Annotated in this window: 15 protein-coding genes; 12 read left to right on the top strand and 3 right to left on the bottom strand. The window is 40.1% G+C overall.

The window, feature by feature from the left end:
• Positions 1 to 85: 85 nt before the first annotated feature.
• Positions 86 to 331, bottom strand: coding sequence for a hypothetical protein (locus tag PUND_RS12565; protein ID WP_008114416.1), 246 nt, complete (start codon positions 329 to 331; stop codon positions 86 to 88).
• A gap of 106 nt (positions 332 to 437) precedes the next feature.
• Positions 438 to 857, bottom strand: a complete 420-nt coding sequence (locus tag PUND_RS12560) for a hypothetical protein (protein ID WP_010391267.1) — start codon at positions 855 to 857, stop codon at positions 438 to 440.
• Between the two features lie 108 nt (positions 858 to 965).
• Between PUND_RS12560 and PUND_RS12555 the strand changes: the two genes are divergently transcribed.
• Entirely contained in the window at positions 966 to 1,349 is a 384-nt protein-coding gene (locus PUND_RS12555) for a response regulator (RefSeq protein ID WP_008114419.1), read from the top strand.
• 67 nt (positions 1,350 to 1,416) lie between these two features.
• Here PUND_RS12555 and rpsT read toward each other — a convergent pair whose 3' ends face one another.
• A complete protein-coding gene (gene rpsT / locus PUND_RS12550; RefSeq protein WP_008114420.1) occupies positions 1,417 to 1,677 on the bottom strand; it encodes a 30S ribosomal protein S20 in 261 nt (86 codons plus the stop codon).
• A gap of 295 nt (positions 1,678 to 1,972) precedes the next feature.
• On the opposite strand from rpsT, the gene murJ reads away from it, so the two are divergent.
• The 11 genes from murJ (at position 1,973) to PUND_RS12495 (ending at position 13,160) form a co-directional block, all read left to right on the top strand.
• A complete protein-coding gene (gene murJ, locus PUND_RS12545) occupies positions 1,973 to 3,511 on the top strand; it encodes a murein biosynthesis integral membrane protein MurJ (protein WP_041709107.1) in 1,539 nt (512 codons plus the stop codon).
• 74 nt (positions 3,512 to 3,585) lie between these two features.
• Entirely contained in the window at positions 3,586 to 4,512 is a 927-nt protein-coding gene (gene ribF / locus PUND_RS12540) for a bifunctional riboflavin kinase/FAD synthetase (protein ID WP_010391271.1), read from the top strand.
• Between the two features lie 29 nt (positions 4,513 to 4,541).
• Positions 4,542 to 7,370, top strand: coding sequence for an isoleucine--tRNA ligase (gene ileS, locus PUND_RS12535; protein ID WP_010391272.1), 2,829 nt, complete (start codon positions 4,542 to 4,544; stop codon positions 7,368 to 7,370).
• 12 nt (positions 7,371 to 7,382) lie between these two features.
• Positions 7,383 to 7,883, top strand: a complete 501-nt coding sequence (gene lspA, locus PUND_RS12530; protein ID WP_010391273.1) for a signal peptidase II — start codon at positions 7,383 to 7,385, stop codon at positions 7,881 to 7,883.
• Positions 7,880 to 8,320, top strand: a complete 441-nt coding sequence (fkpB, locus tag PUND_RS12525; protein WP_010391275.1) for an FKBP-type peptidyl-prolyl cis-trans isomerase — start codon at positions 7,880 to 7,882, stop codon at positions 8,318 to 8,320. The genes lspA and fkpB overlap by 4 nt, the downstream gene beginning before the upstream one ends.
• On the top strand, positions 8,320 to 9,249 hold the full coding sequence (ispH, locus tag PUND_RS12520; RefSeq protein WP_010391276.1) for a 4-hydroxy-3-methylbut-2-enyl diphosphate reductase: 930 nt from the start codon (positions 8,320 to 8,322) through the stop codon (positions 9,247 to 9,249). Before fkpB ends, ispH begins: the two co-directional genes overlap by 1 nt.
• Before the next feature lie 27 nt (positions 9,250 to 9,276).
• The gene (locus PUND_RS12515; RefSeq protein ID WP_010391277.1) at positions 9,277 to 10,311 is read left to right on the top strand and encodes a sensor histidine kinase; all 1,035 of its coding nucleotides are present in this window, start codon (positions 9,277 to 9,279) and stop codon (positions 10,309 to 10,311) included.
• Positions 10,308 to 11,012, top strand: coding sequence for a LytR/AlgR family response regulator transcription factor (locus PUND_RS12510; RefSeq protein WP_010391279.1), 705 nt, complete (start codon positions 10,308 to 10,310; stop codon positions 11,010 to 11,012). Before PUND_RS12515 ends, PUND_RS12510 begins: the two co-directional genes overlap by 4 nt.
• A gap of 114 nt (positions 11,013 to 11,126) precedes the next feature.
• Positions 11,127 to 11,687 (top strand): type IV pilus modification protein PilV, encoded by a 561-nt coding sequence (gene pilV, locus PUND_RS12505; RefSeq protein WP_010391280.1) that lies wholly within the window; start codon positions 11,127 to 11,129, stop codon positions 11,685 to 11,687.
• A 1-nt stretch (position 11,688) separates the two neighbouring features.
• On the top strand, positions 11,689 to 12,687 hold the full coding sequence (locus tag PUND_RS12500; protein ID WP_010391281.1) for a PilW family protein: 999 nt from the start codon (positions 11,689 to 11,691) through the stop codon (positions 12,685 to 12,687).
• Positions 12,675 to 13,160: a hypothetical protein gene (locus PUND_RS12495; protein WP_010391282.1), complete on the top strand. Its 486-nt coding sequence runs from the start codon at positions 12,675 to 12,677 to the stop codon at positions 13,158 to 13,160. Before PUND_RS12500 ends, PUND_RS12495 begins: the two co-directional genes overlap by 13 nt.

The raw sequence follows: 13,160 nt of genomic DNA, 5'->3' as shown, positions 1-13,160 counted from the left end.
TCAAACTAAGACCCAAGATTTTTAAAGCTGTGGGATAAAAAAAGCCCAGAAAAACTGGGCTATAAAATATTCTAAGGGGAAGTAATTAGTGTTGAGATACAGTAAATTGCCCAAATGTATAAACTTTGAACAAGTAAAATGTGTTGATCAAAACTAAACTCATATTTGAAATAATACTCGACGACATAAGATCTAAGCTAAATGATAGGAATAACAAACCACAAGCACTAATCGCAGCAACGCGAAGCAGTGTCAGTTGGTTAATAAAGAATGCACCTAAACCTAGTGCAAGTAGTAATGTATTTAAAAGCCAATCTAGCTCGTTTAGCATGGTCGTTTCAATAGTTCAGTTGTTGAAAAAAGGAGCGCCATTATGTTGATCTTTTGCACAGCTTTCAACCAAGTAATTTTAAATTTTCAGATTAGTTTTTTTAATGTTAAAAGTAAGTAAGCAATACTGAAAATATTCCTTCCTCAGCAATAATTCGATATTTTTGGCAGCTCTGCGGTTGCTGTAAATCAATACATAGGTAAAGGGTTCTATGCTCCTTATCCAGTCGCGGGTGGAGGGTTGAGTCCAGTAGTTTTGGTTCGCTTGAAAACAACCCAGGCCAATACACACTTTGGCTTACCATAGATGATTTTTTATAAGTAAGTAAGCTTGGCTTTGGCACTAAAACAAGTATAAGTAATAATATCGTGAAAATAAAAAACAGGGTCAGCTTGATACCACGCTTAGTGTTCTTTGATTGCGGCTTTAATTGTGGGCCAAGGTTTGCAAGCTTATTAGTGGGTGTAGGTTTAACAGTAATCGTTTTATTTTTTTTGCGGCGACTCTTTTTTGTGGTTTTCGACATAAAGCAAATCTGGCCTTTTTAGCTTAGCTCTCTATAATAAAGTAAATATTTGTATTTTAAGCAAATCACCAATTTCGCAGACATGGCTTTAGCCTATAAGGATTATATATGAATACGCAGCTATCTATTTTAATAGTTGATGATGTTAGCACGGTGCGTAGCTTTCTCAGTCAAACATTGATGCATTTAGGGATAGAGAATGTAAAAGAGGCGTCAACGGCCGCGCAGTGCATTAGCGAGTGTCGTGCAGCCAATTTTAATATTATATTTTTAGATATAGAGCTACCTGATGGCGACGGTAAAGAGCTTATTGCGCAAATTAATGAGTTATCACCAGAAACAAACGTGGTGATGGTGTCGGCTCATTCAGGCGTTGAAAATGTGAAGGATGCGATAGATAGAGGGGCTAAAGGATTTGTAGTTAAGCCATTTTCTCCAAAGAAAATTGCGGCGATGTTGAAAAAGTTTTACCCAGAGCTTGATAACGTTTAATAGGCGCATTTATTTTGGGCAAAAAAAAACCGGCAAAAGCCGGTTTTTTTAATCTTGCAAAAACAAATTATAGCGCTTTAATTTTAGCAGCTAAACGGCTCTTATGACGAGCAGCTTTGTTTTTGTGGATTAGACCCTTAGTTGCGTAACGGTCTAGGATAGGTGTAGCAACAGAAAAAGCTTGCTGTGCAGCTTCTTTATCGCCAGCTTCAATAGCTACGATTACTTTTTTGAAGTAAGTACGCATCATTGAACGACGGCTTGCGTTGTGCTGACGGTTTTTTTCGCTTGTGATAGCGCGTTTTTTTGCAGACTTGATGTTAGCCAAGGTTTGCTCCTAACAATCTTAAATAAAGCTTAAATTAAAGGCCGTGGAATATGCCTGTTTTTATCATGAATGTCAATTTAATTTTAACAATCCAAGAAAAACTGCTCCTTATAACGAACATCAATTTGCCGCTTTAGCAGTTAATAGCGCTATTGTAACAAAGCAAGGGGTTCCAGCCTAGTGCTTTAAAGCGATTTATAAAAAAGACTATGGCATAATTAACTTAATTGCTGATTTTTAATATGGATTCATAGTGTCAAAAGGTTTGTTTCGTTCTGGGATGATTGTAAGTGCAATGACAATGATCTCGCGTATTTTAGGGCTAGTACGAGATGCCGTCGTAGCTAACTTGTTGGGCGCAGGCGCTGCGGCCGATGTATTTTTATTTGCTAACCGTATTCCTAATTTTTTACGCCGTTTATTTGCCGAAGGGGCTTTTGCGCAAGCATTTGTACCGGTATTAAGTGAAATTAAACAGCAGCAAGGCGATGAGAAGGTCAGAATATTTGTTGCCCAAGCCGCCGGCACGTTAGGCACTATTTTACTGATAGTGACGCTCTTTGGTGTGATAGCGTCACCTGTTATTGCTGCTTTATTCGGCACTGGTTGGTTTATTGATTGGTGGCAAGGTGGCCCTGACGCAGAAAAGTTTGAGCTTGCCAGTTCGCTATTAAAATTGACTTTTCCTTATTTGTTTTTTGTAAGCCTTGTGGCGCTCAGTGGCGCTGTGATGAACGTTTATAATCGTTTTGCCGTTGCGGCTTTTACCCCGGTGTTACTCAATGTATCCATCATTAGTTGTGCCATTTTATTACATGATCAGTTTTCTGTAGGCGCTTATGCGTTAGCTGTTGGCGTGTTTTTAGGAGGCGTGGTACAGCTATTATTTCAACTGCCGTTTTTGTATAAAGCAAAAATGCTAGCGCGCCCGCGCTGGGGTTGGCAAGATGAAAATGTGAAAAAAGTACGCAAGTTAATGCTCCCAGCCTTATTTGGTGTATCAATTAGTCAAATTAACTTATTACTCGATACGGTAATAGCTTCATTATTGATGACAGGCTCTATCGCTTGGCTGTATTACTCAGATAGACTGATTGAATTCCCACTTGGTTTATTTGGCATTGGTATTGCGACGGTTATTTTACCTGCGCTGTCAAAATTACACAGCAGTAAAAAAAGTAGCGACTTTCAACATACCCTAGATTGGGGAGTGAGGTTTGTGATTTTTTTAGGGCTTCCAGCAATGATAGGATTGATGATTATAAGCCCACTTATTATTACCGTGCTGTTTGATCATGGCGCTTTCAAAGAAGCGGGCATCGATCATGTTAAGGCGGTGAGCTTAGGGGTGGTTGCCTACTCAGTGGGATTAGTCAGTTTTATGTTAATTAAAGTCCTCGCGCCTGGGTTTTATTCTCGCCAAGATACTAAAACACCGGTACGCATTGGTATTATTACTTTGGTACTAAATATGGTGTTTAATATTATGCTGGCACCATTTATTGGCTATTTAGGTTTGGCACTGGCAACCTCAATGTCGGCAAGTTGTAATGCCTACTTACTGTATCGACAGCTTAAAAAAGAGAATGTTTATCAGTTTTCCAGCATGAGTGGCTACTTCACTTTGAAGTGTTTGTTGGCAAGTATAACAATGGGCGCATTGGTTTGGTTTACTAGTAGGCAATATGACTGGGTTAGTTGGCACTTTAGCGAACAAGTTATGTTATTGGTTGTGTTATTAATTATTGCGATTGTTAGTTACTTTTTTATGTTGTTTTTGATGGGTGTTAGACTAAATACGATAAAAAGTGTAGCAATTACTGAATCAAATTAAAAAAAAGATTATAATCGGACACTCTGCGGCCCGAGGTCGCATTTTATCGCTCGCTGAAAAAGGCATTAGGTGGCATGGAGTTAATTAGAGGTATACACAATATACGCCCACAACACTTTGGTTGTGTGCTGACCATTGGTAATTTTGATGGTGTTCATTTGGGTCATGCTGCCGTATTAAAAGGGCTTTTAGCTGATGCAAAAGAAAATAATTTACCCAGCACCGTAATGTTATTTGAGCCTCAGCCACAAGAGTTTTTTGCAAAAAATAACGCTCCGGCTAGGCTTACTCGACTGCGTGATAAACTACGCCTATTGAGTAACTTAGGAATTGAACGCGTTATTTGTATTAGCTTTAATCAGGCTTTTGCAAACATGCATGCTGAGCAGTTTGTTAGCGATATTTTAATTAAAAAGCTGGGCGTTAAAGCATTAACGGTTGGTGATGATTTTAGGTTTGGTAAACAGCGCCAAGGTAACTTTAGTCTATTGGCAACTATGGGCACCCAAGCGGGAATGAGTGTTAAAAGCACTGCCAGCTTTAGGCAATTAAATGCTAGAGTAAGCAGCACCTTGATACGAGAGGCGCTTGCAGAAGGTGACCTAGTTAGTGCAAAAGTTATGCTTGGGCATAATTATGCAATATCTGGACGTGTTATTCATGGCTGGAAAAAAGGCCGCGAACTGGGTTTTAGAACGGCAAATATTGCGCTAAAACGTCAAGTTTGTCCGGTCAATGGTGTATTTGCGGTTCAAGTGATGATCGCAGGAAAGCAAGTTTTTGGGGTGGCTAACATTGGAAACAAACCCACGTTTAATGGAACTCGTGCCTTATTAGAAGTTCATCTTTTTGATTTTGCACAAGATATTTATGGACAATTTATGCATGTGGAGCTAATTGAAAAACTCCGCAATGAGAAAAAATTCGAGACATTAACACAACTGACGGCACAAATAGCAACCGATGTTGCCGCCGCTAAGCAGTGTTTTGGTTTAAATTAGGTAGCCGATAGAAACGGAAAGTAGGATTAATGAGCGACTACAAACATACTTTGAATTTACCGGAAACAATGTTTCCAATGCGTGGCAATTTGGCACAACGTGAACCAAAAATGCTTAAAGCATGGTATGAAGACGACCTATACGGTCAAATTCGCAGCGCGAAGAAAGGTAAAAAAACTTTCATTTTGCATGACGGCCCTCCGTATGCAAACGGCGATATCCATTTAGGCCACTCAGTAAATAAAATATTAAAAGATATTATTGTTAAGTCTAAAACCTTATCAGACTTTGATGCGCCATACGTACCAGGTTGGGACTGTCATGGTTTACCAATCGAGTTAATGGTTGAGAAAAAAGTCGGTAAACCCGGTGTTAAGGTAACTGCGGCAGAGTTTCGTGAGAAATGTCGTGCCTATGCTAAAAAGCAAGTGGAAGGCCAAAAAGTAGACTTTAAACGTTTAGGCGTTTTTGGTGATTGGGATAAACCTTACCTAACCATGAACTTTGACTTTGAAGCTAATGCCATTCGTGTACTAGGCCGCATTATAAAAAATGGTCACTTACATAAAGGTGCTAAGCCTGTGCATTGGTGTACAGATTGTGGTTCAGCATTAGCTGAGGCAGAAGTTGAATACCAAGATAAACAATCTCCAGCTATTGATGTACGTTTTACTTTTACAGATCAAGATGCGGTGGTTAATGCGTTTGATTTAGCGGCTGGCCATACAGGAACAGGTAGCGTAGGAACCGTTATTTGGACTACGACACCATGGACTTTGCCAGCAAACCGTGCGGTAGCTGTGCATGCTGATTTAGAATACGCGCTAGTACAAGTAGAAGATGAAGGCGTTCAGCAACGTCTTATTATAGGTTCTGAGCTGGTTAAAGATGCGATGGATCGTTTTGGTTTTAACCATTTCCATATCCTTGGCTATGTTAAAGGCGCAGCACTTGAAAACTTAACCGTAGCACATCCTTTTTATGACTTTAATGTTCCTGTTATTGTTGCTGAGCACGTAACAACAGATTCTGGTACGGGTATCGTGCATACTGCACCAGGTCATGGTCAAGAAGATTTCGTGGCAGGTCTTGAGTACAATCTTGAAGTAGCTAACCCTGTTGGCGCAAACGGTGTGTACTTACCTGATACTGAATTATTTGCCGGTCAACATGTGTTTAAAGCCAATGCGAGTGTAATTGAGGTATTAAAAGAAAATAATGCCCTAATGCATCATCATGCATTAACGCACAGCTACCCACATTGCTGGCGCCATAAAACACCTATTATTTTCCGTGCCACACCACAATGGTTTGTTAGCATGGATCAGGCTAACTTGCGCCAAGACTCACTGGCTGAAATTAAAAATACCCAATGGTTACCTGAATGGGGCGAAAGCCGTATTGCCAACATGGTTGAAGGCCGCCCTGATTGGTGTATTTCACGCCAACGTACTTGGGGTGTACCTATTGCGCTGTTTGTTGATAAAGACACGGGTGCATTACACCCAAATACTCAAGAGCTGATTGAGCAAGCAGCAGCGCTTGTTGAAAAGTCAGGTATTCAAGCTTGGTATGACTTAGACCCAGCTACTTTACTAGGTGAAGAAGACGCACAACAATACATGAAAGTGCAAGACACACTCGATGTGTGGTTTGATTCAGGTGTAACTCATGCCTGTGTTGTTGATGCGCGTGAAGATTTAACCGGTCCTGCTGATTTATACCTAGAGGGTTCAGATCAACACCGTGGTTGGTTTATGTCATCAATGATGACCTCAGTGGCAATAAATGGTCATGCACCTTACAAACAAGTGCTAACGCATGGCTTTACGGTTGATGAAAACGGCCGCAAAATGTCTAAGTCATTAGGTAATGTTATTTCACCACAAAATGTGATGAATAAACTAGGTGCTGATATTTTACGTTTATGGGTAGCATCAACTGATTACACGGCAGAAATGACGGTATCAGATGAAATATTCAAACGTTCAGCAGATCGCTACCGTCGTATTCGTAACACCAGCCGTTACTTACTTGCTAACCTTAGCGGTTTTGATCCAAAAACGGATCAAGTTGCTGTTGATGATATGGTTGAGCTTGATAAGTGGATTGTAGGGCGCGCAGCACAGTTACAAGATGACATTTTAGCAGCGTACGATAGCTACCAAATGCTATTAGTAACGCAAAAGCTAATGAACTTCTGTACCGGTGAGCTTGGTTCGTTCTACTTAGACGTTATAAAAGATCGTCAGTACACGGCAAAAAGCGACAGTCATGCACGTCGTTCTTGTCAAACCGCGCTGTACCACATTGCTGAAGCAATGACGCGTTGGATGGCACCAATCATGAGCTTTACAGCACAAGAAATTTGGGAAGCACTTCCAGGCGAGCGCAGTGACTATGTATTTACTTCAACTTGGTATGAGGGCTTACAAGCGCCAACTACGACCAAGTTTAGTAATGAAGATTGGCAAGCTATTTTAAATGTGCGTGACGAAGTAAACCGTCTGCTAGAAGCTGCACGTAAAGAAGAAGTGATTGGCGCTACATTACAAGCAACGGTTAACTTGTTTGCAAGCAAAGAACTTGCAGCTAAGCTGGCGGCATTGGGCGATGAACTGCGCTTTGTGTTACTCACTTCAGCTGTAAATGTTACTGAAGTAGAGAGCCAGCCAGCAGACTCACAAGCAACCGAAATTGAAGGTTTATACATTAGCGTATCAGCAACTGATGCTAAAAAGTGTGAGCGCTGTTGGCATTATAGTGAAGATGTAGGTATTGAGCCTGCGCACCCTGAAATCTGTGGTCGTTGTGTTAGTAACGTTGACGGTGAAGGTGAAAAGCGTCAATTCGCTTAGGAGTTGTTTTTAGTGAGCAAACTAGCCCAAAAAAGTGGTTTAGTGTGGCTTTGGTTGAGTCTATTACTACTAGTAATAGACTTTGCCAGTAAAACACTGGTTGTAAACACCATGGCTTATGGTGAGTCAATTAATCTACTGCCTGTTTTTAGTATCACTTATGTACATAATTACGGTGCAGCTTACAGCTTTTTAAGCGAAGCGGGTGGCTGGCAACGTTGGTTTTTAAGTGTAATAGCAATCGCAATTAGTTGTTTGTTGGTATGGTGGTTAAAGCGCCTTCCTGCATCTAATAAAGTATTGTGCAGTGCATATTCGTTAGTGTTAGCGGGTGCTATCGGCAACTTATACGACCGTGTTGCTTATGGATACGTTATTGACTTTTTACATGTGTTTTACGAAGACTCACATTTCCCCGTATTTAATATTGCAGACTGCGCTATTTGTATAGGCGCTGCATTATTACTATTTGACGCCTTTACAGGCGAAGAACCAAAGGAGCATAAAGCATGAGCCAAGCTGTAATTGGTGAAAACTCAGACGTTATTTTTCATTTTTCTATTAAACTAGAAGATGGCTCTGCCGCTGACTCAACAAAAGTACATAACAAACCTGCTAAGCTCACTATGGGTGATGGCAGCTTAACCGCTAACTTTGAAAAATGTTTGCTTGGCCTAACTGCGGGTGAAAGCAAAACATTTGAACTTGAGCCTGAAGATGCCTTTGGTCAACCTAATCCAGATAATATTTATTATGTAGATCGTAGTAAGTTTGGTGCAGAAACACCGGCTAAAGTAGGTGCGATTATTGCCTTTACTCAACCTGATGGTACTGAGCTTCCAGGCCTGGTTCGTGAAGTGCAAGGTGAGTCAGTCACTATCGATTTTAACCACCCATTAGCAGGTCAACGTTTAACGTTTGAGGTTGATATTATTGAGGTACAAGGTTAATGGAAATATTACTAGCTAATCCACGAGGCTTTTGCGCCGGTGTTGACCGCGCAATTAGTATTGTTGAGCGCGCTTTAGATATTTTTGAAAAACCAATCTATGTAAGACACGAAGTGGTGCATAACCGTTATGTAGTCGATGGTTTAAAAAATCGCGGCGCCGTGTTTGTTGAAGAACTAGATCAGGTTCCTGATGATAGCATTGTTATTTTCAGCGCTCATGGTGTATCTCAGGCTGTTCGCTCAGAGGCTAAACGCAGAGAGTTAAAAGTATTTGATGCAACCTGTCCGTTAGTGACTAAGGTGCATATGGAAGTAACTCGTGCTAGTAAAAAAGGTATTGAATGCATCTTAATTGGCCACCACGGACACCCTGAGGTTGAGGGTACCATGGGTCAATACGATAACGAGCAAGGTGGTATTTACCTTGTTGAAACGGTTGATGATGTATTAAAGCTTGATGTAAAAAATGCGGATAATCTTTTTTACTGCAGCCAAACAACTCTATCTGTAGATGATACTGCCGATGTGATTGATGCTTTACGTAGTAAATTCCCTGCAATCGATGGCCCACGTAAAGATGATATTTGTTATGCAACGCAAAACCGTCAAGATGCGGTTCGTGATTTAGCTGATAAAGTAGATGTGTTATTAGTTGTGGGTGCTAAAAACAGTTCCAACTCTAATCGCTTACGAGAGCTGGCAGATAAGATGGGTACGCAAGCCTATTTAATTGATGATGCTAGTAATGTTGAAGCATCATGGTTTAATGGTATCAATAGTGTAGGTGTGACTGCCGGTGCTTCAGCTCCTGAGGTATTAGTTCAGCAAGTCATTACTCGCTTAAAAGAGCTTGGTGGCACGCAAGTAACCGAGAACCCAGGTGAAGAAGAAAACATCGTTTTTGCTGTACCAGTAGAGCTGCGTTAGTCTATTAATAGATAAAAGGAGGGCCGAATGAGTAAGCAACTGACACCAGATGCACTACTTTTTTCGGCCCTTTTTAATGAGCGTGGTGTACTTGCATCCCTCGTAGTAACACAAGTCGTGGCTATTATTTTAGCTTTTGCTCCTAATGCTGGCGGTGACATATGGCTGCACTTGGGAGAGATTAGTTTATTTCTTCATGTAACAGTATTAGTCAGTACCTCTCTTTTATACATTTGCCGGCGATTTCTTGCAAAACAGCCTCAGTTTATTCAGCTTAGTTTTTTTATTGCTGTATATAGTCTGAGCACTGCTTTATTTAGTCTGGCTTTTTCTCATATTGCTTTTGATATAGAAAACGAAAAACAACTTACGTTTTTTGTGTTACGTAATTGCATTATTGTATTTTTGCTTACCTTACTTTTTGTACAATTTTTGCTTATTCATTTTGAAAAAGAACAGCAAGCCAAAGCACTCTCTCGAGCGGAGCTTGATGCCTTGCAGGCGCGGATCAGACCCCATTTTTTATATAATAGTTTGAATACGGCAGCAGAATTAACGCATCATGACGTTGAAGCTGCTGAGAATGCTATTTTGGCATTAGCAGCGCTTTCGCAAGCTGCAATGCGTTCAGGGCAAAGTGTATTACTCAGTGATGAAATAATATTAACTAAACAATATATTGCTCTTGAATCATGGCGTTTTGCAGAGCGTTTACAGGTTGAGTGGTCATTACCAGAAAACCTCCCTGCGCTCTATATTCCATATCTAACATTACAACCTTTGGTAGAGAACGCAGTATGTCATGGTGTAGAGCCCAGCCAAAGTGGTGCTACCATTAGTATTGAGTTGCATGTTACAACACATTATTTAACCTTGATTGTAACTAACCCTGTACCTACTGAAACTGCTAATACTAGAGAGCATAACGGTATGGCAATTGATAATATCCGTTCTCGTTTAAGTATTTATTATAAAGGTCGGGCGCAATTGACTATAACCAACAAAGAAAATAAATTTAGAGTTAAAGTGGTTATCCCAAAACAAACAGAGAACATGTTATGAATGTACTGATTGTAGATGATGAACCCTTAGCAAGAGCACGCTTAAAGCGTTTACTTGGTCAAAGCCATACATCCATTCATGTTCAAGGTGAGGCCGATAATGGCAATGACGCTTTAATGAAAATAGAAGAGCTTCAGCCTGATTTAGTGTTTTTAGATGTTGACATGCCAGGCTTAAATGGCATCGAAGTGGCTAATCAACTCAATGGCTTGGCGGTTCCCCCTGCGATTATTTTTATAACCGCTCACCCTGAGCATGCACTTGATGCACTGCAACTAAATGCAGCTGGGTATTTAGTAAAACCTATATCAGTAAAAAGTTTGCAACATGCATTACAACAGCTAGGACGTTTAAACAGAGTACACCTGCAACAGCAACATACAGAAAAAGTAACGTATCAACTGGCCGGCACTATCAGAAGTATTGAAATAGAGAGTATTTTTTATTTTAACGCAGAGGAAAAGTATACCAAGGTTGTGTTTGATCAAGGGGAAGCTTTAATTGAGGACAGTTTAAAGCATCTTGAAATGCAATACCCGCATCATTTATTAAGAATTCATCGACATACTTTGGTGAATAAGAACAAAATCATTGCCCTACATACGCTTAAAAACCATCAACATGTTATTGAGCTACAAGGCTGTAGCGCTTTTTTAGCTGTAAGTCGTCGAGCACTCAAAAGCGTAAAAAGCGAACTTTAATACACCTACCCATTAACCGCTTATCAACATAATTAACCGTTAGTCATGGTTCTAGTTGAATCTAATTTTTAATTGCATACACTTATTGTTAGATAATTATTATTTGGTTTAAGTATGTTCTCGACTGTATTTAAGTTTCAAAAGGGCTTTACTCTCATCGAAGTTCTGATTGCTTTCATTATTTTAAGCTTTGGCTTACTCGGTGCGGTGGCTTTACAAGCAAAAGCAAAGCAAGCAAGTTTTGATTCAATGCAACGTGCTGCTGCTGTTGCGCTTGGTAATGATATTATTCAACGTATTCGAGCAAACGATACATCGCAACTCGCGACCCATTATGATGTAGAGTTTACCAGTGAAACCACTAAGAAACCGTCTAAAACATGTTTTACAAGCTCTTGTAGTAACGCACAAATAGCTAGTTTAGATATCGAGCAATGGAAACGTGCTATCCGAGCCCGAGAGAATACCGGATCACTTGATGGGGCAACTGTGTGTATTAACCCTGAAGTTGTAGGGGGGTCTGGGGGGAAAGCATATAACATAGAGGTTATTGTTTCTTGGCAGGGTCGCCAAGAATTTAAAGCGAGTGAGGCCACAGGTAAAATTAGCTGTGGTGTTGCAGATAAAAAACGTCGCTTAGTCGTGCTTAATAGCTATGTATACGTTAGGAGCTAAAATGAAGCAAACAGGATTTACACTCATTGAAATGATGATATCTCTATTTATAGGGGGATTAATTTTGGGTGGGGTAATGTTTACTTATATCGGTATGAAAGTAACCACCAAAGACACAATGACTATAGGTGAGTTACAAGAATCAGGTCGCTTAGCTATAAATATTATGCAACGTGATATTGAGCAGGTTGGTTTTTGGGGAACATTTTATGATGATTCTTTCACCGTTATAAACACATCATCATTGTCGAATCCTACAGGTGATTGTTTTGAAGGTCTCAATAACGGTAGCTTTCCTGATTTAACCAGCAGCAGTAACTTTAAAACGCTTTATGCAAAAACAGCTACTAGTTCAAGTGAACTTAATTGCGTTAATAACCCTTTAGCAGGCACTGATATTTTACAGGTTAAGTTTTTACAAGGAAACCAACTAGAAGTGGATGCCGCAGGTGTTAATGAAACGCAAAGTGATGAGAATTATTTTATTGCTGAGCAAGAAAGTGCTCGCTTTGAGCGAGGTGTTGTTGACCCTACTAGCATAAATATTAATGCGTCGGTATGGCCGTATAGTCATCACAGCTATTATATTTCAGAGCAAACTTATACGGTAAATAATAAGAGCCTTACTGTACCTGCACTAATGCGAAAACGTTTGGTGGGAGGGTCTATAAACACTGAAACCATAATGGAAGGCGTGGAAAATATGCGTTTTGTTTTTGGTCTAGATACTACCAGCGACAGCCGTGTTGATACATACAAAAGCATCAATGATATGAATGTCAGTGACTGGGAAAATCGTAAAGGCATTTTAACAGTACAAGTTTTTTTATTGATCAGAGCATTGCAGCCTGATCCAGGTCTTAAAATTAAGAACCAAACGTACGTATTAGGGGAAGATGCTAATAGTCGCACTCTCACTTTTTCAGATAATTTCAGACGAACTGTTTTCACGACGACTATTCGTTTAAATAACGTGGGTGCAAATTTATGGCGTATTTAACGCAGATGAAAAATAAACAACATGGCGTTGTACTTATTACAGCGCTTATTATGGTCATAGCAGTGACAGGAATTGCGGTTACTTTAATGAGCAGTAGTAGTATTGATATTAAAATTACCAACGCAGCCCAAGAGCGCGAGGTTGCAGAAAACCAACTAATTGGTGAAGTGCAGCGCATAATTGCTGACGAAGTCAGTAAAGGAGCTGCTAATCAGTTCTTTTTGACCCCTGAAGAAGTTTCAGACAAGGGTATTGTTATGGCTGAACGTGATGATATGAAAAGCAATATGATTAATTTAAACAATGGTGTACTCGATTTAGAATGCCCTCGTCGTTTTAGTTTTACTGCTGGTATCTCATGCAACATGGTACAAGTTTCAACAACCATAGAATATGGCTCTAAAAGTAAGCACCAGCTTACAATTGTGACCGGCGTAGCCCAAGAGATGGCTAGCATAAGTAAGGGGATTTAA

This window comes from Pseudoalteromonas undina, assembly GCF_000238275.3.
Classification (GTDB): Bacteria; Pseudomonadota; Gammaproteobacteria; order Enterobacterales; family Alteromonadaceae; genus Pseudoalteromonas; species Pseudoalteromonas undina.
The sequence above is the reverse complement of the archived record's forward strand: the minus strand, read 5'-3'. Positions and strand labels throughout refer to the sequence as shown.

What these genes read in the sequence shown, in the direction of transcription:
- PUND_RS12565 (WP_008114416.1), bottom strand. Translation starts at nt 331, where the DNA reads ATGCTAAACGAGCTAGATTGGCTTTTAAATACATTACTACTTGCACTA.
- PUND_RS12560 (WP_010391267.1), bottom strand. Translation starts at nt 857, where the DNA reads ATGTCGAAAACCACAAAAAAGAGTCGCCGCAAAAAAAATAAAACGATT.
- PUND_RS12555 (WP_008114419.1), top strand. Translation starts at nt 966, where the DNA reads ATGAATACGCAGCTATCTATTTTAATAGTTGATGATGTTAGCACGGTG.
- murJ (WP_041709107.1), top strand. Translation starts at nt 1,973, where the DNA reads ATGACAATGATCTCGCGTATTTTAGGGCTAGTACGAGATGCCGTCGTA.
- ribF (WP_010391271.1), top strand. Translation starts at nt 3,586, where the DNA reads ATGGAGTTAATTAGAGGTATACACAATATACGCCCACAACACTTTGGT.
- ileS (WP_010391272.1), top strand. Translation starts at nt 4,542, where the DNA reads ATGAGCGACTACAAACATACTTTGAATTTACCGGAAACAATGTTTCCA.
- fkpB (WP_010391275.1), top strand. Translation starts at nt 7,880, where the DNA reads ATGAGCCAAGCTGTAATTGGTGAAAACTCAGACGTTATTTTTCATTTT.
- ispH (WP_010391276.1), top strand. Translation starts at nt 8,320, where the DNA reads ATGGAAATATTACTAGCTAATCCACGAGGCTTTTGCGCCGGTGTTGAC.
- PUND_RS12515 (WP_010391277.1), top strand. Translation starts at nt 9,277, where the DNA reads ATGAGTAAGCAACTGACACCAGATGCACTACTTTTTTCGGCCCTTTTT.
- PUND_RS12510 (WP_010391279.1), top strand. Translation starts at nt 10,308, where the DNA reads ATGAATGTACTGATTGTAGATGATGAACCCTTAGCAAGAGCACGCTTA.
- pilV (WP_010391280.1), top strand. Translation starts at nt 11,127, where the DNA reads ATGTTCTCGACTGTATTTAAGTTTCAAAAGGGCTTTACTCTCATCGAA.
- PUND_RS12500 (WP_010391281.1), top strand. Translation starts at nt 11,689, where the DNA reads ATGAAGCAAACAGGATTTACACTCATTGAAATGATGATATCTCTATTT.
- PUND_RS12495 (WP_010391282.1), top strand. Translation starts at nt 12,675, where the DNA reads ATGGCGTATTTAACGCAGATGAAAAATAAACAACATGGCGTTGTACTT.